Source organism: Pseudobacillus sp. FSL P4-0506, from assembly GCF_038003025.1.
Taxonomy (GTDB): Bacteria; Bacillota; Bacilli; order Bacillales; family Domibacillaceae; genus Pseudobacillus.
Window position 1 is genome coordinate 1,285,079 of the sequence record NZ_JBBOOI010000001.1, and the last position, 20,476, is coordinate 1,305,554.

General features: G+C 42.1%; 19 protein-coding genes. 11 read left to right on the forward strand and 8 right to left on the reverse strand.

Annotation, left to right across the window (positions count from 1 at the left end):
• Positions 1-133: 133 nt before the first annotated feature.
• The 4 genes from nagB to adh all read left to right on the forward strand — a co-directional run bounded on the left by nagB (position 134) and on the right by adh (position 4,104).
• Positions 134-868: a glucosamine-6-phosphate deaminase gene (nagB, locus tag MKZ02_RS06195; RefSeq protein ID WP_340852498.1), complete on the forward strand. Its 735-nt coding sequence runs from the start codon at positions 134-136 to the stop codon at positions 866-868.
• A gap of 49 nt (positions 869-917) precedes the next feature.
• Positions 918-1,076, forward strand: coding sequence for a hypothetical protein (locus MKZ02_RS06200; RefSeq protein ID WP_340852499.1), 159 nt, complete (start codon positions 918-920; stop codon positions 1,074-1,076).
• Positions 1,077-1,515: 439 nt separating this feature from the next.
• Entirely contained in the window at positions 1,516-2,526 is a 1,011-nt protein-coding gene (adhP, locus tag MKZ02_RS06205) for an alcohol dehydrogenase AdhP (protein WP_340856338.1), read from the forward strand.
• Positions 2,527-2,586: 60 nt separating this feature from the next.
• Positions 2,587-4,104, forward strand: a complete 1,518-nt coding sequence (gene adh, locus MKZ02_RS06210; protein ID WP_340851843.1) for an aldehyde dehydrogenase — start codon at positions 2,587-2,589, stop codon at positions 4,102-4,104.
• Between the two features lie 124 nt (positions 4,105-4,228).
• Here the strand turns inward: adh and MKZ02_RS06215 are convergent, their stop codons facing one another.
• From MKZ02_RS06215 to MKZ02_RS06230, 4 genes are all read right to left on the reverse strand, one after another.
• Entirely contained in the window at positions 4,229-5,650 is a 1,422-nt protein-coding gene (locus MKZ02_RS06215) for a sigma-54-dependent transcriptional regulator (RefSeq protein ID WP_120034518.1), read from the reverse strand.
• Between the two features lie 4 nt (positions 5,651-5,654).
• Positions 5,655-7,286, reverse strand: a complete 1,632-nt coding sequence (locus tag MKZ02_RS06220) for a sensor histidine kinase (RefSeq protein ID WP_340852501.1) — start codon at positions 7,284-7,286, stop codon at positions 5,655-5,657.
• Positions 7,287-7,295: 9 nt separating this feature from the next.
• Positions 7,296-8,438, reverse strand: a complete 1,143-nt coding sequence (locus MKZ02_RS06225) for an iron-containing alcohol dehydrogenase (protein ID WP_340852503.1) — start codon at positions 8,436-8,438, stop codon at positions 7,296-7,298.
• Positions 8,439-8,555: 117 nt separating this feature from the next.
• Positions 8,556-9,155 (reverse strand): nitroreductase family protein, encoded by a 600-nt coding sequence (locus MKZ02_RS06230; RefSeq protein WP_340852505.1) that lies wholly within the window; start codon positions 9,153-9,155, stop codon positions 8,556-8,558.
• Between the two features lie 237 nt (positions 9,156-9,392).
• On the opposite strand from MKZ02_RS06230, the gene MKZ02_RS06235 reads away from it, so the two are divergent.
• Positions 9,393-9,716 (forward strand): winged helix-turn-helix transcriptional regulator, encoded by a 324-nt coding sequence (locus MKZ02_RS06235; RefSeq protein WP_120034509.1) that lies wholly within the window; start codon positions 9,393-9,395, stop codon positions 9,714-9,716.
• 74 nt (positions 9,717-9,790) lie between these two features.
• On the forward strand, positions 9,791-9,928 hold the full coding sequence (locus MKZ02_RS06240) for a hypothetical protein (RefSeq protein WP_340852507.1): 138 nt from the start codon (positions 9,791-9,793) through the stop codon (positions 9,926-9,928).
• Between the two features lie 356 nt (positions 9,929-10,284).
• Here MKZ02_RS06240 and MKZ02_RS06245 read toward each other — a convergent pair whose 3' ends face one another.
• Positions 10,285-11,598, reverse strand: coding sequence for a globin-coupled sensor protein (locus MKZ02_RS06245; protein WP_340852508.1), 1,314 nt, complete (start codon positions 11,596-11,598; stop codon positions 10,285-10,287).
• A gap of 207 nt (positions 11,599-11,805) precedes the next feature.
• Here MKZ02_RS06245 and MKZ02_RS06250 point away from each other — a divergent pair, with 207 nt between their 5' ends.
• Complete coding sequence (locus MKZ02_RS06250; RefSeq protein WP_120034505.1) at positions 11,806-12,207, forward strand: hypothetical protein; 402 nt, start codon at positions 11,806-11,808, stop codon at positions 12,205-12,207.
• A 119-nt stretch (positions 12,208-12,326) separates the two neighbouring features.
• Here the strand turns inward: MKZ02_RS06250 and MKZ02_RS06255 are convergent, their stop codons facing one another.
• Both MKZ02_RS06255 and MKZ02_RS06260 read right to left on the reverse strand, forming a co-directional pair.
• On the reverse strand, positions 12,327-13,748 hold the full coding sequence (locus MKZ02_RS06255) for an amidase (protein ID WP_340852512.1): 1,422 nt from the start codon (positions 13,746-13,748) through the stop codon (positions 12,327-12,329).
• Positions 13,741-13,923, reverse strand: a complete 183-nt coding sequence (locus MKZ02_RS06260) for a hypothetical protein (RefSeq protein ID WP_340852514.1) — start codon at positions 13,921-13,923, stop codon at positions 13,741-13,743. The genes MKZ02_RS06255 and MKZ02_RS06260 overlap by 8 nt, the downstream gene beginning before the upstream one ends.
• Before the next feature lie 305 nt (positions 13,924-14,228).
• On the opposite strand from MKZ02_RS06260, the gene MKZ02_RS06265 reads away from it, so the two are divergent.
• Positions 14,229-16,508 carry a transporter substrate-binding protein gene (locus MKZ02_RS06265; RefSeq protein WP_340852516.1) on the forward strand — a complete coding sequence of 760 codons (2,280 nt, stop codon included), beginning with the start codon at positions 14,229-14,231 and terminating at the stop codon, positions 16,506-16,508.
• A 177-nt stretch (positions 16,509-16,685) separates the two neighbouring features.
• Here the strand turns inward: MKZ02_RS06265 and MKZ02_RS06270 are convergent, their stop codons facing one another.
• Positions 16,686-17,000, reverse strand: a complete 315-nt coding sequence (locus MKZ02_RS06270) for a thioredoxin family protein (protein WP_340852517.1) — start codon at positions 16,998-17,000, stop codon at positions 16,686-16,688.
• A gap of 165 nt (positions 17,001-17,165) precedes the next feature.
• Here MKZ02_RS06270 and MKZ02_RS06275 point away from each other — a divergent pair, with 165 nt between their 5' ends.
• The 3 genes from MKZ02_RS06275 (at position 17,166) to MKZ02_RS06285 (ending at position 20,476) form a co-directional block, all read left to right on the forward strand.
• Positions 17,166-17,633, forward strand: a complete 468-nt coding sequence (locus tag MKZ02_RS06275) for a hypothetical protein (protein ID WP_340852519.1) — start codon at positions 17,166-17,168, stop codon at positions 17,631-17,633.
• 138 nt (positions 17,634-17,771) lie between these two features.
• The gene (locus MKZ02_RS06280; protein ID WP_120034492.1) at positions 17,772-18,941 is read left to right on the forward strand and encodes an FtsW/RodA/SpoVE family cell cycle protein; all 1,170 of its coding nucleotides are present in this window, start codon (positions 17,772-17,774) and stop codon (positions 18,939-18,941) included.
• A gap of 185 nt (positions 18,942-19,126) precedes the next feature.
• Positions 19,127-20,476 (forward strand): spore germination protein, encoded by a 1,350-nt coding sequence (locus MKZ02_RS06285; protein WP_340852521.1) that lies wholly within the window; start codon positions 19,127-19,129, stop codon positions 20,474-20,476.

Genomic DNA, 20,476 nt, shown 5'->3' on the forward strand with positions numbered 1-20,476 from the left:
TAGTTGAAGGGTGATGTATTAAGTTAAAAAGGCGCTGAAGCGATAGCTTATTTGTCAGGGATATGGTAAAAATAAATAAAACGATGTATAGAGCCATCGTTTTATTTTTATATTTTTAAAGGAGTACCATGTTATGAACATAATCAAAGTAAAAGATTACCGAGAACTAAGTGAAACAGCTGCCAGGATTGTATTAAAAAAAGTAAAACAAAATCCGCAAATGGTATTAGGGCTTGCTACAGGAGGAACCCCTGAAGGAATGTATGAGCGATTAGTGGCTGATCATCGTACAGCCGGAACAAGCTATAAACATATTACAACATTTAACCTTGATGAATATGCCGGTCTGCCACGGACAGACCGAAATAGCTACTATACGTATATGAAGCACCAATTGTTTGATCATATTGATATACCGGAGGAAAATATCCATTTGCCGAATGGAGAAGCGAAGGACTTACAGGAGGAATGTCTTCAGTACGAGCAGTCAATTAGAGAAGCAGGGGATATTGATTTGCAGATGCTCGGTATCGGAGGAAATGGGCATATCGGTTTTAATGAACCAGGTACTCCTTTCCATTCAATCACTCATGTGGTAACGCTTGATGAATCCACAAGAAAAGCAAATGCCCGTTATTTCTCTAGTCTAGCTGAGGTGCCAACACAGGCACTTACTATGGGCATTCAAACAATCATGCGCGCGAAAGAAATTGTATTGCTCGTTTCAGGAGAATCAAAAGCAGAGGCAATGGTTCAACTGCTGACAGAGGAAGCGAACGAGAGCTTTCCGGCCTCGGCTTTGCTGGCACATCCGAATGTAACAGTGGTCGTTGATGAAGAGGCATTAAAAAAAGTAGACAAACAGTAACATTCATTACTTGATTAAATGATTGAAGGGAAAGGGAGTTAATATAGGGGTGACGTTAATAAAGGGGCAAAAGTTAGACATAACTAAAAATAACCCAGGGGTCAACAAAGTATTGATTGGATGGGACTGGGATGGGAATTTTCGAATGGATGTAGGGCCGATTATTAAATGTAAAGAGGAAGAAGACTGCGATAAGTATTTTGGATAATTAGGGTAACAAAAGAGAAGACAGTTCTGCCATAACGATGGTGGGACTGTTTTTTGATGGGGCCCGTTAGAGTTAGACTGGATTGTTAAGTTTTGCTGCAATCAAATGCTTTCCACACGAGGTAAATGAGCTTCTGTGGGTTCGGTTTTTCCAGGACTGGCTGCTCCCGCTATAATCACTAGGGAAAAAATAACATTCATCTTTAACCAAGCCTTTTGAGTAAGGATAATAGCAGCCGTTTTTTTGTCAAAGCATAGCCGTAAAAACGGCCCAAAGAGACAAAAATACGGCTTTTTTTATAAAATAAGCGGCAAAAACAACGATTTTTAGCTGGCATGTTCCTTGCAACAATAAAACTGAATAATCAGACAAAGGGGGATTTTTCATGAAAGAAACAGTCGTAGAAGAAGTTAAAAAGGTGGACAAAGGGACAAGTGTTATGAAAGCTGCTGTGGTCAATGAATTTAAACAAGATTTAGAAGTGAAAACTGTATCAAAGCCTAAGCCGGGGCCTGGAGAAGCACTCGTAAAAATGGAGGCGTGCGGCGTGTGCCATACAGATTTGCATGCAGCTCATGGTGACTGGCCGGTAAAACCAAAGCTGCCGCTTATTCCCGGACATGAAGGAGTGGGTGTAGTCGAAGCGGTTGGTGAAGGGGTCACGACTTTAAAAGTGGGAGACCGCGTAGGGATCCCTTGGCTGTATTCTGCTTGCGGTGAATGCGAGTATTGCTTGAAAGGGCAAGAGACTCTTTGTCCGAATCAAGAGAATGGAGGCTATTCTGTTGATGGAGGCTACGCGGAATACTGTCTGGCTGCAGCAGATTATGTGGCGAAGATACCGGATGAGCTCGACTCAGTGGCAGCGGCCCCTATCTTATGCGCAGGAGTAACCACATACAAAGCACTTAAAGTATCAGGAGCTAAGCCGGGAGACTGGGTAGCGATCTATGGTATTGGCGGTCTGGGCCATATTGCTCTTCAGTATGCGAAGGCAATGGGATTTAACGTAGTGGCGGTAGATATTGCAGATGAGAAGCTGGTACTCGCCAAAGAATTAGGCGCAGATGAAACAGTAAATGGCATGAAAGAAAATCCAGTCGAAGCGATTCAAAACCGTGTAGGCGGCGTTCAGGCAGCTGTCAGCGTAGCGGTAACAAAAAGAGCGTTTGAGCAAGCTTATCAATCTGTAAAACGCGGCGGTACGCTTGTTGTTGTCGGTCTTCCAAATGATGAACTGCCAATTCCGATCTTTGACACAGTTTTAAATGGCGTGTCAGTAAAAGGATCGATTGTTGGTACTCGCATGGATATGAAAGAAGCACTGGACTTTGCTGCAAGAGGAAAAGTAAAAGCGCAAATTGAAACCGCTCCGCTCGATCAAATCAATGAAGTGTTTGAAAAGATGGTCCAAGGAAAAATCAATGGGCGTATTGTCTTGACGATGTAAGATTTAAGAGAAAAGTAGTTTTACAATAGATGACTGTAAATCGCGATAGGGGGAGCCGCAATGATTTATGCAAATCCAGGCCAGGAAGGGTCAAAAGTAACCTTTAAGAAACGATATGAAAATTTTATTAATGGAGAATGGCAGGCGCCTGTAGGCGGCCAGTACTTTGAAAATATTTCACCGGTGACGGGGGAAGTATTTTGCGAGGTAGCTCGCTCGCAGGCAGAAGATATTGAACTTGCCTTAGATGCAGCTCATGCGGCTAAAGATGCTTGGGGGCGGACATCCGTGGCCGAACGAGCGAATATTTTAAATAAAATTGCCGACCGCCTGGAAGAAAACCTTGAAAAGCTGGCGGTAGCCGAAACATGGGACAATGGAAAGGCCGTAAGGGAAACGTTGAATGCCGATTTACCGCTGGCGATTGACCATTTCCGCTATTTTGCCGGTGCGATCCGTGCACAGGAAGGATCGCTTAGCCAGATTGATGATGACACGGTTGCGTATCATTTCCATGAGCCGCTCGGTGTCGTCGGCCAAATTATCCCTTGGAACTTCCCGCTTCTTATGGGCGTGTGGAAGCTCGCTCCCGCCCTTGCGGCCGGCAACTGTGTCGTGCTAAAACCGGCAGAACAGACGCCAGCTTCTATTTTAGTCTTTATGGAACTGATCCAGGACCTGCTTCCTCCAGGAGTCGTAAACATTGTGAATGGCTTTGGGCTCGAAGCCGGCAAGCCGCTCGCCTCTAATAAACGCATTGCCAAAATTGCTTTTACAGGCGAGACGACAACGGGCCGCCTGATTATGCAGTATGCTTCGCAAAATTTGATTCCTGTCACCCTGGAACTTGGAGGCAAGTCACCGAACATTTTCTTTGACGACGTCATGGAAAAAGATGATGCTTTCCTAAATAAAGCGATCGAAGGCTTTGTGCTTTTTGCCTTAAACCAAGGGGAAGTTTGTACATGCCCTTCCCGTGCATTGATTCATGAAAGTATTTACGATCAATTTATGGAGCGCGCGATTGAACGTGTCAAGCAAATCAAGACGGGCAATCCGCTTGATACCGATACGATGATGGGGGCCCAGGCTTCCAGTGAGCAAATGGAGAAAATCCTTTCTTATATTGATATCGGCAACCAGGAAGGAGCAGAATGCCTGGTGGGCGGCGGCAAAAATACGGTCGCAGGCTTTGAAAATGGGTATTATGTAAAACCAACCGTCTTTAAAGGAGCGAACAACATGAGAATTTTCCAGGAAGAAATTTTTGGACCGGTCGTTTCTGTGACCACCTTTAAAGATGAAAAAGAAGCACTGGAGATCGCCAATGATACGCTGTATGGGCTGGGCGCCGGTGTCTGGTCTCGCCATGTGAACCGGGCCTATCGCTTCGGCCGCAGCATTCAGGCAGGGCGTGTCTGGACAAACTGTTATCATCAGTATCCGGCCCATGCGGCATTCGGCGGCTACAAAATGTCGGGCGTTGGCCGTGAGAACCATTTGATGATGTTGTCTCATTACCAGCAAACGAAAAACCTGCTCGTCAGCTACAGCGAGGATGCCCTTGGATTCTTCTAATAGAGTCCCTATACTTCATCGCTTCGACATGGTAGGTAAAGCATGCATCCTATATATCAGGATGATTGAAAAATGTTTTTTTGAATAGCTTAAAAGCAGATGGCAGAAATTCTGCCATCTGCTTTTATTTTTCATTTAGGTAATAGCGGATTTGTCGTTTGGATAATCCAAGTCGGGCAGCCGCTTGTTCACGATTGCCGGCTGTTTCTTTTAAAACATTATGAATGATTGCTGCTGCTGTTTTTTTCTCCATATTTTTCATTTGCCTAATTAGCTCGTTCAGCTGCATTGGATCTTCTCTCTTATATACGTGTTCGACTTTACTGGCAAATTGGCGCCATTCATCAAGAAAATTGGCTGGTGCAACCTGTACGGGCACCGACGCGGATTGATGCTGGCCGTTCACCTTTCCCGGCAACAAATCGGGAGTGATGTTCATGCCATCATTTGATAAAGCGGCAGTGCGCCGGATTACGTTGGAAAGCTCTCTCATATTGCCGGGCCAATCATATTCAACCATTCGATCAATCGTTTCCTTGGCAAATACTATTTTTGCATTTAGTTGTTCAATGAGCGATTGAATAAGAAGGGGAATGTCTTCTCGCCGTTCTCTGAGTGGCGGAATGATGAGCTTTACTACATCAAGACGGTATAATAAATCTTCGCGAAAAGATCCTTGCCGAACGGCTTCCTCCAAATTAACGTGTGAAGCGGCAATAATGCGTGCTGATGTTCGCTTTGGAATCGTACCACCGATTTTCATAAACTCACCCGTTTCCAGAACGCGCAATAGCTTTACTTGAGTAGCAGGGGTTGCTTCTGCAATCTCATCAAGAAATAAAGTCCCTGAAGAGGCAGCTTCGAAGTAGCCAATCCGATCTGCGGTCGCGCCGGTGAAGGCTCCCTTTACATGGCCGAATAGTTCGCTTTCAAGCAGCGATTCAGAGATAGCCCCACAGTTAATACCGATAAATGGGTTTTCCTTGCGTTCGCTTGCCGCATGCAGATAATTTGCAAGCACCTCTTTTCCAGTGCCTGTCTCGCCTTCTATTAAAATGGTAATATCTTTCGAAGCGATTTTATAAGCGAACTCATATAATTGATGCATCTTAGAATTTGTGCCCAGAAAATAGCCGAGCTGCCGGGCGAGAACCGCATAATCTGCTTCTTCGTTATTTTTGGGAGAACTGTCGGTCAGCCGCTCGGCAAGCTGCTCAATCGCTGTAATGTCCTCAAAGGGTTTTTCGATAAAGTCCGCTGCTCCGTTTTTAATCGCGTCTACAGCTGTTTTGACTGTACCGTAGCCAGTCATAATAACACAGGCACATTGAGGAGCTTTCAATTTTAATGATTGTAGAATTTCAAGGCCATTGCGATCGGGAAGACGAACATCGATAAAAGCAAGCTGAAAAACAGAATAATCATCAAGTTGATCAAAGCAATCGCCGTTTTCTACATGTGTTGTTCTGTATCCTTTTAATTCAAACAATCTTGCTAAAAACCGGGCAACTTCCCATTCATCTTCAACGATTAAAATATGTTTCATCTATTCACAGCCTTTCACTTAAAAGAGGGATAGCTAATGTGAATGTAGTTTGATATGAATTTGAACTTTCGACTAAGAGGCGTCCCCCGTGTGACTTGGCAATGCCAAAGCTGACAGGCAGCCCAAGGCCGGTTCCGCTGTTTGCCGCTTTCGTAGTAAAAAACGGGTGGAAAATATCGTTTATTATTTCTGGAGCAATTCCTGTACCATTATCCGTAACGGTCAGAAAAGCAGAGTGATGATCGCTCTTTGTTTCAACGATAATCTTTCTTTTTCTGCCTTTTACATCTTGAAGCGCATCTTTAGCATTAATGAGTAAATTCACGGCTACTTGACTTAACTGTTGTAAATTTCCGTTGATGAGAGGCAGAGAAGAAGAAAGGTTGATGTCCAATTGAATGTTCTGTTTCTCAATTTGTCGGCGTGTTAAACTAAGCGCTTCTTCTACTGACTGGTTTAAAGAGCAAGGCTTAAAGGAAAACTCCTCCTGCCGGGAAAAAGCAAGCAAGCTGCGGATGATTGTCCGACATCGCTTCCCGCAAAGATCGATATCATCAAGCAGTGGCCTTATCTTTTCATTTATATCATTCATGCGAAGAAGCAGCTGTGTATTGCCGATAATGGCTGTTAAGGGATTATTAAGCTCATGAGCAACTCCTGCTGCCATTTCACCGATCGCTGCCAGCTGACCGGAATGAAGGAGTTGGGCTTCCATTTGCCGTTTTTCTGTAACATCTTTAATATAGAGAATAACAGCATGGAGAGTAGAGTCTTCAACAAAAAGAGGGTAGCAGGAACAATCATAAAACTTATTTTGAAGCCGCAGTTCAGCATAATGCGGCTTTTTGAACTTAATGGTTTCTTCAAATGGATTTCGAGAGGATCGGGCGGCTTCTTTTATGAATGGCCGAATGTCTCCATGGGAATTCAGCGGCCAGGAAGAAGCTGCATCATTTTTGGATAAAACGGTTCCATTTGGTGAGATAACTAAAATGGCGTCAGAGACTGCACGAAAGGTTTCTTCCCATTGCTGTTTGCTTGCAAAGACTTCCTCATACAGCCGGGCGTTTTCCACGCATACAGCAATTTGTCCAGCTAAATGCAGAAAGAAAGCTTGATCCTTCTCATCATATGAAAAGGGAACAAGAGAGCCCAGGGAGAGTACGCCAATAATTTTCCCCCGGCTTGTTAATGGAAATAAAAAAACAGAGTGAAGATGGAGATGTTGAAAAGCTTCTTTTTCAAAAAAGTCGGAGTCATCGTCCTGTTGATAAATGCGTTCTCGCCCAGTTACAAATACGTCGTTATATAAAGAGTGCTCTTTAGGAAAGGAAGTCTCTTTTTTTAGATAGAATGAGTCTTCGGGAAAGATATAGGACAGACGAAGTTCATAACCGTCAAAGAGGGCGAGGCTCACCCGTTTGATAGGATAGATGCTTTGGAGTTTTTTCAGCGTATTCTCCAGCATTTCTTGAACGGACATATTGATATTGAAGCTTCTCATCACTTCATTCATGATTTCAAGCTGGCTATTTCGTTTCTTTAATTCTTCCACTGTTGTCTTTAGCTCTGTATAATAGTTTTGTTTTGAGGATCGGACCCCTGTTAATAGTTCAATCATATCTTGTTTTTTCATCTTAATCACCTATAAGGCTTTGTAGAGAAGTGCAGCTACTTCTTCTGCCGTAATGTCTCTAGGATTTGTAATCATACAAGCATCTGACAAGGCTGTTTCGCTTATTTCAGGGATGGACGATTCTGCAAATCCCATTTCCGTTAATGTGAGCGGGGCGCCAATATCAATGGAAAGTTTCTTAATAAAGTTGATCGCTTTTTCCCCGGCTGCTGAAGAGGGAAGCGATTGGACATCTTCGCCCATAAGCGCAGCGATTTCTTTGAATTTATCAGGCGAAGCCAGCAAGTTAAATTCCATCACATGAGGAAGCAATACAGCATTGATATCGCCGTGTAAGAAAGGATAGCGGCCGCCGATTGCATGGGCCATCGCGTGGACAGCACCGAGAATAGCGTTAGAAAAAGCAAGGCCCGCATGCAAGCTAGCCATCGCCATTCGTTCTTTCGCCTCCTTGTTGTATTTAGAAGCAACAGAGGGGCGTAAGTAACGGCACGACAGAGCCAATGCATTTTTGGCATGAACATCTGTGAGCGGGGTAGCTGCGATGCTGACGAAAGACTCAATGGCATGGGTGATGACATCCAGACCAGTAGAAGCGGTCAGACGGGCGCTTTTTGTAGCGAGCACATCTGGGTCAACAATAGCGATGTCAGGAACAAGTGACTTAGAGACAATCGTCATTTTTTTCTGTTGTTCTGTATCAACTATAACAGAAAATTGCGATACTTCTGAACCCGATCCTGCCGTTGTGGAAACCATTACTAGCGGCGGGAGGGGAGAGGAAATCTGGTCTACTCCTTCATAATCGCGGATATGACCGCCATTTGTTGCAAGAATCGCAGCTGCTTTTGCAGTATCAATCGCGCTGCCTCCTCCTACTCCAATGAGAGCATCACATTCATTTTCAAGATAGGCGAGGGCACAGGCTTCTGCTTCTATATCTTTTGGATTTACGCTGACATGGGAAAAGACAACAGAAGAAAGCCCTGCTTCTTGGCAGCTTTTTTCTACCAGCTCGGACCATCCAGCTTGGATGACACCTTGATCAGTTACAATCAGGGCGCGTTTTGCCCCGAGACGAATGCAGCTTTCTCCCGTCTGCTGGATTGAGCCGCTTCCGAAAATTACTTCAGGCATCACAAACTTATACATAAGGACACCGCCTTTTATTTCATCTACTTTTTTATTGTATCATTACACATGGAAATTTTTATATAATAAAAAAGCTTATTCAACAAAAACGGTTGAATAAGCTTTTTTTCGTTAACATTATTTATATACTTTTACACGCTCGCTTAGCGGCTGGAATTCTTTCTCACCAGCAGGTGCTACTGGTTTGCCGAAAGGCATTTGTGCATGCAGTTTCCAAGAAGCGGGAACATTCCACTCATTGCGTACTTTTTCATCAATTAAAGGCTGATAATGCTGAAGAGTAGCTCCTAAACCTTCTTGCTCAAGAGCGGTCCAAACGATATATTGGAGCATACCAGATGATTGCAAAGAATATTCCGGGAATTTATCGCTATATGTCGGGAACTGTTCTTGAAGGCCTCTGATCACTTCTTCCTCTTCAAAGAAAAGAACTGTGCCGGAGCCAGCTTTGAACATCTCCATTTTTTCTTCGGTTGGGCCAAAATCTTTGGCAGGAACGATTTCGCGTAATGTTTCTTTTGTTAAATCCCATAGCTTATCATGTTGTTCGCCGAACAAAACAATGACACGACCAGATTGAGAGTTAAAAGCAGTAGGTGCATATTTTACCGCAAACTCAACGACTTCCTGAACGCGTTCATTAGATACTGGCTGTTCTTTACTGATTGCATAGATAGAGCGTCTTTCCTCTACTGCAGTATAAAAGTCTTTTGCCATAGTAATTTCCCTCTTTCTGCAAATGGTTTTACCGCCTTTAAAGGCAGTATGTGTGTTAGTTGAAGAAGTTATCCTCATTTAATAAAATCTCGATTGTATTGAAAAATCATTTTGTTACATTTCGTAACTAAATATAAAATAAAAATAAAGAGATGTCAAGTAACTTTGTTTATTAAAGTAAAGAGATTTCCTTTTAAAGAAAAAGGGGTATAATAAGTATATAAAGAGGTGAAGACGATGAGTGATTTTCAGCTTTGCCCCAAATTTGAAAAGGGGATGCAGATGCTCGGAAAGAGATGGACAGGATTAATCATTAATCAGCTTCTCTCGGGTCCACAGCGATTTTCACGAATAAAAGCCGAACTGCCAATCAGCGGAAAATTGCTGACAGAGCGTTTAAAGGAAATGGAAGAAGAAGAACTCGTCACAAGAAAAGTATACGCAGAAGTACCTGTACGTGTAGAATATGAATTGACGGAGAAAGGAAAAGCCCTGAAGCCGGTTATGAAGGAAATTTCAAAATGGGCAGAAGAATGGGTTGAAATAACGGAAAAAAATTAAGCGCCTCCTGGTTTAAAAATAAGCAAGGGTGGAAAAGAAAGATTGTTGTATTTTTAAACTAAAGGAGCTTACAAATGACACAGGACCAGCAGCAGTTTCTCTTAGCCATGCGAGAAGCCTATGAAGCAGCACAACAACAAGATACGAAACTAAATGATGTACTCAGATTAATTGAAGAAAAAGTCGGCTTTATCATTGCGTCCAATCAATAAAAAAAGCCCGTTCAACGCACGCGATTCTTTTGGAAAAAGAGTCGGGCTTTGGACGAGCTTTTTTGGTCTTTCTGTCCAGTTATTGAGCAGGAAGAGCGAAGCCGTTAGGCCTCTTTTTTTCATGTATTATGCTGGATAAGTAGATGGGTAACAGAATGGCTAATTACCGTGCTTGCTATCATGCGCCAGCTTGTTTGATCAATAGGCTCCATTAAACATGAAGGTTGTTTTTTAATAGCTGATTGGCGTGGAAGCGGCGTCTATAGCGAAACTCAATCATCAAATATAGCAGAGCTTATCAATAAAAAGGCCTCCTGTTATTTAAACCGGAGGCATGACATTAAAGTAAAGTTTTTTTAATTGTCGTAATGCAAGTCCTCCGTGGAGTCGCTTAAAGCGACAGCGGAATTCGCGACTTCCTGGGATGCATGTTCAATTTCATCAACAATACGGTTAAGTTGAGCCATTTCGCCTTCAATCCGATGGTTTTGTTCTTTTGTATTTGCAATCAGTTCCAATAGCTCGTTGAAATCTTCATCGGTTTTTCCCATACTATCCATGCCTTTTACGACTAACTCATTCACTTTGTCAACGGACTGGCTCATCTGGCCAATCAAGCTATTCGTCTTCATAATATGATCGGATACATTTGTAGTGGATGTTTTTGTTTGGTCAGATAGTTTGCGAATTTCTTCTGCTACTACGGCAAAGCCTTTGCCGTATTCACCGGCACGTGCCGCTTCAATAGAAGCATTCAGTGCTAGCAAGTTAGTCTGTCCGGCAATGTTGCCGACGATGGTAATAACTTCTGTAATACTGGATGCAATATGATTCAATTCAGCAGAAAAAGTCTGGATATCGGAGACTGCTGCCTGGATATCTGTTAGCTTCTCGCCTTGGTCTTTCAGCATTCTCTGTCCTCGAACAGAATGATTAGCAGATTCATCAGCGAGGGTCATGCCATCTTTTGAAAGTTGTAAGATAGCATCTGACTTCATGCTAAGTTCCCGCAGTGATGCACTTGTTTCTTGCGAAATAGCTGCAAGCTCCTGGGAAATAGAATGAGCGCTAGCAATCATCGTTTCTCTCTTTTGCTGGACTATGAGGCGGAGCCGTTCCTCTTCTTTCTCATAGGCTTCCAGAACAAGCTGTTGCTCAAGGTTTAACAGCTTAGATACGGAGGTAATGGCCTCAATTTTTTCGTCGACCGTTTTATCCGTCTCAGAGATGAGTGCGATAAGCGAGTTGAATAGCTCCTGAAAAGCGGACATGTACCATTTTGTTTTCAGGCCGATACGCACGTGTACATAAGCAATCTTAAGTCGCTTCTGGATAAACTCCTCATCTATTTCACCATTAAATAGCTCTTGAATGTGCTGTCTTAGTGTTTTCTTCAATCGGTCAACACTGCTGTGTTCTTTTATGATATTCAGCAGGTTGGGTTGTTTGCCAATAGCATCGTAAAATGCTGTCACAATATCATCGAGGTGTTCCTCCACAAGCGGCTGAAGTGATTTTACGACCGTTAAATCTTGTATAGATAAGTTGATCATGTCTAGTTGATTCATCAGGCTGCCTTCAGGGCGCACAGATAGACGTCCGACTGCTGAGAAAGTTGAAGCTGTTTCGCTCTCGGCCGTTCTTTTTGGTTTTATTCTGAAAAATTTCATATCCCCACTCCTATATCCCTATCCTTTTCAATGATAGAGTCCCATGGCTCTTTAAAATACATTGCTTCTTGTCTTTCATATCGGAAGTTTACAAAAATTGTTTATAGAGAAGAAAAAAATGTTGTGTCTTTTTATTGATGTAAAGAACATTCGTCTTTATATAGACCTGCGTGCATACGGTATAAAGAGGAGAAAGGAGAATGTGGAATGAAAATTAGAGAGTTCTTAACAAACCCTTATATTATCGCTGTACTAGGTGTGTGGTTTTCTACTTCTTTTATTATTATTTTTTATATGAATTGGACATTTGCCGGGGTGGCGCTTCTAGGCACCTTCTGTTTCTTCTTATATATTTCAGCTGTTTACCGGTTCGTGCTCTACAAAGGTGCTCCTTGGTTTGAGAGACGAGAGGATGATCTCTTTATGTCGCTTTGGTATGCATGGCCTGTCTATGTTCTTGCCTCTCTTACTATTTTCCTATTATCAGATGAATTATGGGCACTTGCTTTTGCTGCAGGAGGAGCAGCGGGAATACTGGTTGGTGAGTTCCGCCATGTCAGTTTAGCGGAAAAAGGAGAAAAAGAACCGATGAAAGTACAGGTACAATGATGAGGAGTTGAAGAGCTATTTAAATTGGTCTCCTAGATGGAGCTTTCTTTAATCAAATTCAGGATTTGCTGATAAGTTTAAGCACATGAACCCCCTTCATGAAGGAAGGGGGCAATAGATTATTGAAGGGAGCTGGCTAATCCAGGCTTTCTTCCTTGCATAGGATTTGTCTTTTCAAAAGCAAAGCCAACGTTTAATATGGTTTCTTCTTTTAATGCCGGCCCAATAATCTGCAGTCCGGCGGGCATGCCAGCCACAAGGCCGCAAGGAACAGTAAGGGCGGGAAGGCCGGTTAAGTTTCCGGGTCCTGTAAAGCGGATGATATGGTCAATCAAATCTACTTTTTCACCATTTAAGTCTGCAAAATCTTCCCCAATATTTGGCGAAATAATAGGCAATGTTGGGGTAATGAATACGTCTACTTTTTCAAATGCTTGTTGAAATTCCAATTTAATTTGACGTCGTAGCTGCTGAGCTCGCAAGTAATCCACGGCTGCAGGCAGTTCTCCCAGCTCAAGTAGTAAGCGAATATCTGCCCCAAAGTCCTCCGGTCGTTCTAAAAGGTTTCGATGATGGATCGTGGCTGCTTCCGATAAAATGGTGATCATTTCTGCATATTCTGCGTATCTTAATGAAGAAATGCTCACTTCTTCTACTTTTGCCCCTTGATCGACTAAGGATTGAATCCCAGCTCGTACAAGCTTTTCTACCTTGGAATCGACATTTTTAAAGAAGAATTCCTCATTTACACCAATGACAAGACCTTTTACATCGCCGGTTAACATTTCTGTATATCGGCTGACAGGTGCGTGAATAGAGGTAGGATCGTTTGGATCACATCCAGAAATAATCTCTAGCAACCCTGCCGCATCTTTAACTGTTTTTGTCATGGGGCCAATGTGGTCAAGAGACCAGGAGAGCGGGAAGCATCCATATTTGCTTACTCTGCCGTGTGTGGGCTTTAATCCTACAACTCCACAAGCGGAAGAGGGAATACGAATGGAACCGGCTGTGTCTGTCCCAAGGGTAGCAGTAGTCATATCCGCTGCAACAGCAGCACCGGAACCGCCGCTGGAACCTCCCGGGATTTTTTCTAAATCCCACGGATTACGACAGGCGCCATAATGTGGATTATTATTTGTGATTCCCCATGCGTATTCATGCATATTTAATTTTCCGGTAAAAACAATCCCGGCTTCTTTCATCTTGCTAATAACGGTGGCGTCGAAATTGGGAATAAAGTCTTTATGAATTTTTGAAGCCATAGTCGTTCTTTCGTTTTGGACATATAGATTATCTTTAACGGCCATCGGAATGCCATGGTACATGCCGCGATAATTTCCGTTAGCTATTTCTTTATCCATATAGCGGGCAGTTTCTTCCGCTTTCTCGCGAGTAAAGCTGATGTATGCATTAATTGTTTTATTTTGGGATTCAGCATGATCCAGAACAGCTTTTGTTAATTCAAGAGAAGAAATCTTTCTATTTTCAATCAATGGTGCCAATTCTTCCACTGATTTTGTAATAAGGTCTTTACTCAATATGATCACCTCCGGGAATATTGCGAAGAGAAATATCATAGTCGTCTAAAGACGCACTGTCCGTTTCAGCTTTCATTTGCTCGATGGCCTGCCAACGTGATTCAAGAAGGGTAAGATGCTCCTCGGTTACGCGCACCCCTTGGTTTTCTAATCTTTCACGTACGGATAATTTCATTGCAAACCCTCTCCTTTTCCTTAAGTACAAAGAATGATTCATTCATCAATTGATAAGTATGCAAACCCCATCCACGAGTTCCGTTTTTATGATGTGGAGTAAAATCCTCCTTTCTGGCTCTTTTAACTGCAATTTTTATGCCACTATCAAAATCTGTAAGAGATGGAGAAAGTGCTTATAAGAATGTTGTAAAATAAGACAATTTTATTCCAAATATTCAGAAATTAATTGTATGATAAAGAGAAAGAAAGCTTGTCCGATTTTGAGACAGCTTTCCTAAAATGGGACAAGGGGATGGGGATGACGTGTATAGTAAAGTTGGATTGTTGTTTTCATTAACAGGAACGACTTCCATCACAGAGAAATGGCAATGTGAAGTAGCAAGGCTGGCGATCCAAGAGTATGATAACGGGGAGCACACTATAGAGACTGTTGTGCGTGATATTTGTTCAGATCCGTTAAAGAGTGCTCAGGAAGCGGAGCAACTTGCTAAAGAGGGAGTAAAAATCTTTATTGGGTGTTATACATCAGCCTGTCGAAAAGCGATTTTGCCTATTCTAGAAACATACGATTGTCTACTTGTCTATCCTACTTTATATGAAGGACGTGAATGCCATCCGCATGTCTTTTATACCGGAGAAGTACCTAATCAGCAAGTTCACACACTTTTAGATTATTTAACAAACCAGTATGGAAATCGAGTATATTGTATCGGCACAGATTATATTTATCCCCGTGAAACAAATGAGCAAGTTCAAACATACTTGTATGAGCGGGAGGGAATGGTGGTTGGAGAGCGGTATGTTCCTTTCGGGCAGCAAAAATTTTATGATATTTTAGAAGATATTCACTTAAAGAAGCCTGATGCTATTTTTTCTACACTTGTCGGAAAAAGTATCATTTCTTTTTATCAGGATTATAAACGGATGGGATTCAATCCCGAAGAAATCCCTATTTTCAGTCCAATTACAAAGGAAACAGAAATTGCAGCGATGGGGAGTGAATACGGAGCCGGGCATTACGGTTCGGCAAGCTATTTCCAATCTCTCTCCAATGCATTAAACACAGAATTCGTTAATAAATTTCACCGATTTGCTGGAGGGAAGCAAGTTATTTCTTCTGTAATGTTTAATACTTACTTAGGCACTAGATTAGTGATTGACAGTATCTGCAAAGTAAAGAGTGAAGATCACCGCCGCATTCTATACGACTTAAGCGGCCAAACATTCGACACAGCATGCGGCAAAATCGTAGTAGATGCAGATCACCGGCATTTAGCACGTCCGGTGAAAATTGCCAAAGCGCTATCAAACGGTCAATTTGATATCGTTTGGGACTCAGAAGAAAACATTCCACCCAAACCTTTTAAGCTTAAAACTATGGAGTCTGATCGGGTAAATGAAATTGTCCTTGAAGCGTGGGGGAGAATTAGTGAAGAGGCTTTGTTGGTTTTATCACAGCGAGGGAAAATCTTATATATGAGTAAGAAAGCAATCGAACTAACGGAATTTCGCGAAGGACAAACTCTTACTAAGAGTGCCCTTCAACATCTACGGCAGTGTTTCCAAGTCAACAGCTATGAAACCAATGACCAACATTTATATTTATTAAAGCGTAAGACAAAACAAGTTTCTATAGATTCACCATTTTCATTTGGCCGTGTTCAGACATGGAGTGAAAATTACCGACAAGAATTAGAAGTGGCCAGGCTGGCATCCCAATCTGTTGCCAACGTGTTAATTCTCGGAGAGACGGGCACAGGAAAAGAAGTGATCGCTCAAATGATCCATGAGCAAAGCGATCGTAATCATGGCCCTTTCATCCCTATAAATACAGGGCTGCTGCCTAAGGATTTGGTTGCTAGTGAATTGTTTGGCTTTGCTGATGGAGCGTTTACCGGCGCGAAAAAAGGTGGAGCGGTTGGTAAGTTCGAAGCTGCTCACGGCGGCACACTGTTTTTAGATGAAATCGGTGACATGCCGTTAGAATTGCAAGTGGTTTTACTGAGGGCGCTAGAAACAAAGAAAATTGTGCGTTTGGGAGAGACGAAGGAAAGGGCTGTGGATGTGAGAATTATTGCTGCGACCCATCGGAATCTTGCGGAGGAAATAGCATACAATGGTTCTTTTCGCTCTGATCTTTTTTACCGATTAAACGTTTTATCTGTTATGATCCCGCCGCTAAGAGAGCGTTCAGAAGATATCGAGCATCTTTGTCAGCAACTCTTGCAGGAGTTTACCGTATTATATGGGCAGGGCCCGAGCCAAGTAAGTAAAGAGGCTTTGCAAGTATTCATTCAATATCATTGGCCGGGAAACATACGAGAGTTGAAGAATGTATTAGAACGAGCGTTCTTGCTTGCTGGCAAGGAGAATCAGCAAATCGAAACGATACATTTGCCGAATGTATTAATGGGATATTACCATCGGAAAGAGCATAGACCAAAATCTATTAAAAATTATGAGAAGAAGCTTATTGAACAAGCCTTGCTTGAAACAAAAACAGTAACGGAAGCATCTGAACGGCTTGGAATCGCCCGCAGCACGCTGTATAGGAAAATAAAAGAATTTGATTTGACGATTTAATAAGCGTAAAAAGAACCGAAACGATGCTTCCTTCGGTTCTTTTTCTTGTCTAATTAAATGAAGCAGAGTGAAGTGTAAGTTAGCAGGTGTTTCTCGCTAATATTTGAACATTTATTAACAAGGACACCCATTAATCTTAAAAAGCCTCCCCGTATATCGTATTGGGAGGCTGGCCAATTAGACAGATTGTAGAAAGTCAATCACTTGTTCTGGGGATTTTGCGTGGGCACTGTGAAGGTGAGCCTGCTTTTCGCCATTTTTAAAAATTAAAAGGCTCGGAATGCCCATGACATCATATTTTTCAGCTGTTTCAGGAAATTCGTCACGGTCAATTTCATACCAGTCATATTGATCGTATTTAGCGATGATATCGTCGATGAACATATCCATGCGGCGGCAGTCGGGACACCAGCCAGCTGTAAATTTCATAATAACAGGTTTTTCTTGTGAAATTAATTGCTGAAATTGATCTTTGCTTTGTACTCTTTCCATTTCTCATTCTCCTTCAGTTTTCATTCTGTCTTCCATTGTATGACGTACGGCGGTCAGAGACAAATAAAACATTTCAATTTCTTTAAGCTTTCGTTAAATGAGAGTGATTCGGGCTGGCTTTTCCTATAATAAGAAAGAGCGTCTACAAGTGAGAGGAGCAGCACGATGCATTTATCCTACGGAATTACGGGATTTTATGAAAGCGGAGAAAATCCTCCGCCGCGAAATAACGGCAAATTATTTAAGCAGATGTGTACTGAAGCGGCACAAGAACTGGCTGCCGAAATGATCGCCTTTCATAAGCCGAGAGTCGACACTAATTTTTTTGAAGCGGTTCTGGACAATGGGGAAAAGCGCCTGCACATATTGATGAACGCACACTACCCGATTGTTGCTTTTGCAGCTTCGGTGTCATTTAAACATATTATTTTTTACGATGAGCCAGCAGTAAGCGGAATATTTAAAGGCTTTTACATTTGCGAAGCGAAAGAGCTTAACCAATTGTTAAAAATAACAACCCAGCCTATATTTTCGATTGAGCAAGAGAACGATTTGAATAAGGCGGAAATGGGGCAAATTATTCACTGGCAGCCGCGCACCATAGGAGAGCTGGTATTCAATTACTGGAGTTAGCAAAATTGGAGAGTGAAAAGTGTTTCATTTTATTTCCAGAAGATTTTCTTCTTATTAGCTGATGTTAAACTGTTGTGAAATCGCACTTTAACGTTATAATGTAAGATGTGTAATTTTATAAGAAAGAGGCATCTTTTCATGACTTCTCCAAACCAAAACTCCAGCCGTATTGATTACGGATTAATTTTGATATTGTTAATGATGTTTATAACGAGTTGTGTTGCGATTTATAGTGCCCAGACAACGGGACAGTATGACAGTAACTTTGTAATGAAGCAAATTGTTTATTATATGGTCGGCATTGCCATTATTTTAGTGGTTGTCCGATTTGACTCCGACCAGCTAATGGGGATGTCCTGGTATCTATATGGACTTGGTATTGCCTTGCTCGCTTTTTTGATTGTAGCGCCTTCCAGCATTGCGCCCGTTATTAATGGGGCAAAAAGCTGGTACCAGCTGCCGGGTCTTTCTTTACAGCCATCCGAATTTATTAAAGTATTTTTAATTTTAACACTTTCCCGTGTGCTCATTGTTCATCATCAGAAGAACCCGGTAAAAACCATTCAATCGGACTTCTGGCTTCTGATTAAGCTTGGACTTGTTACAGCTTTTCCGCTGTTGCTCGTCATGCAACAGCCTGACCTCGGAACGTCACTTGTATTCTTATCTATCTTGCTCGGCATGATTTTCGTTTCCGGAATTACGTGGAAAATCTTATTGCCGTTGTTTGGGTCTGCCGCTGCAATTATAACGGGTATTTTCTATCTGGTACTGTGGCATCCGCTTATTTTAGAAAAATACCTTGGCGTCAAGCAATATCAGTTCGGACGCGTTTATTCGTGGCTTGATCCATACACGTATGAAAGTTCGACAGGATTCCATTTAACAAGGTCATTGCTGGCGATCGGTTCCGGACAAACGATGGGGAAAGGTTTCGGTTATCGGGAAGTTTATCTTCCGGAAAGCCATACCGACTTTATTTTTAGTATTATCGGCGAAGAATACGGCTTTATTGGTGCGAGTATTGTCGTCAGTCTTTTCTTCCTGCTAATCTATCATATTACCAAACTCGCTTTAAGTACGAAGATACCGTACTATACGTATCTGTGTGCCGGAGTCATTGCGATGATTACCTTCCATGCCTTCCAAAACATTGGCATGACGATTGGACTTTTGCCGATCACTGGTATCCCGCTTCCATTCATTAGCTATGGGGGAAGCTCGTTAATGGGAAATATGTTTGCTATCAGTTTGATTTTTTCTATGACCTTCAATGAGCGTCACTATATGTTCTCTTCAGACAGATAATAATATATCCGAAAAGACTGATCCAAAGACAGGGAGCCCTGTCCGGATCAGTCTTTTTTGTCGTTTAGTTATGTATAAACAAGGTGCGGGATGCTGAGACTAAGATATGTAAATTTTAAAAGGAATTAACAGGACACCAGGCTGATAAATGTTTGATTAATTATTAACAGAGATTAGGTGAAAGGATGCAACGTTCAGCTAAAGCACTTGACACAATTCGCTGGTTATCAAGAAAGCTGAAGCCAAATTCAGATTTTGTAGAGAAAAACATGAAAATTGAAAGAAAAGAGGCTACGCTTTTATTTATTAAAACAGTCGTAGACAGTAATGAGCTGCAAAAGCTGATTATTAAGCCTTTTTTTGAAATGGATTCAGAAGCTCATTATGAGGCATACTTACAATCACTTCCTAGCCAGCAGGAAGTCACTTCCAGGGAAAACTTAATGATCGAGTTAACCAAAGGCAGTGTGCTTGTTGCTGTAAGCGGTCAGCTGCTCTTATTTGACGTCAAGAAGGTCAATACAAACAATATTCTTGAAGCTGCTATTGAAACTACCACACAAGGGCCACAATATGCATTTAGTGAAGATATACAAACGAATGTCAATCTTATTCGGCAGCGGTACCATGAGCCGACGCTCACAGTGGAAATGCTTGAAGTCGGATCTAAATCTCATCAGGCACTGGCTTTAATATACGACAGAGAAACAGTTAGTGAGAGAATGCTGGATAATATCAGACAGAACTTGAAGGAACTAAAAGAACCCATCATTCAATCAACAGTAGAATTAAAAAGAATGATGAACAAAAAAAAGTATGCCTTGTTTCCAAAAATGATGGTGACAGAACGAACAGACCGAGTTGTCTATAACTTGTCTGGCGGCAAAATAGTCATCCTTCTCGATGGAGATCCATTTGCCATTATTGCTCCATGTGTTTTTTTCGACTTTTTATCAGCAATGGATGACAACTATTACCCGTACTTCGTAGTGAAATTTTTAAAAGGAATCCGTTATTTGGGAATGTTTCTTTCTTTGGTGTTGCCTGGTTTATATGTGGCGGTCACTTCATACAATCCAGAGATTTTCCGTGTGCAGCTTGCCATGTCTGTAGCTGGCAGCCGGGTAGGGGTTCCTTATCCGTCCTTTGTTGAGGTATTGTTTATGCTCATTATTATGGAATTGCTGATTGAAGCGAGTGTCCGGCTGCCAAAAGTAATTAGTGGAACGGCGACCACTGTTGGCGGCTTAATTTTGGGGACAGCTGCAACAGAAGCGGCTTTGGTTTCCAATATTATGATCATTATTGTCTCCGCGGTGGCCATTTCCAACTTTGCCATTCCGATTAATGAGATGAACACGGCTGTAAGGGTAATGAAGTATGTTTTGCTCGCCATTGCAACCGTTTCAGGAGTAGCCGGATTGACATTGGGAGTTGTCGGCTTGGTGATGTATTTAACGCATGTCAACAGCTTTGGCGAGCCTTATTTAAAATTATTTGTGCAGAAAAAAGCGAATGAAAATGAAGGGATATAA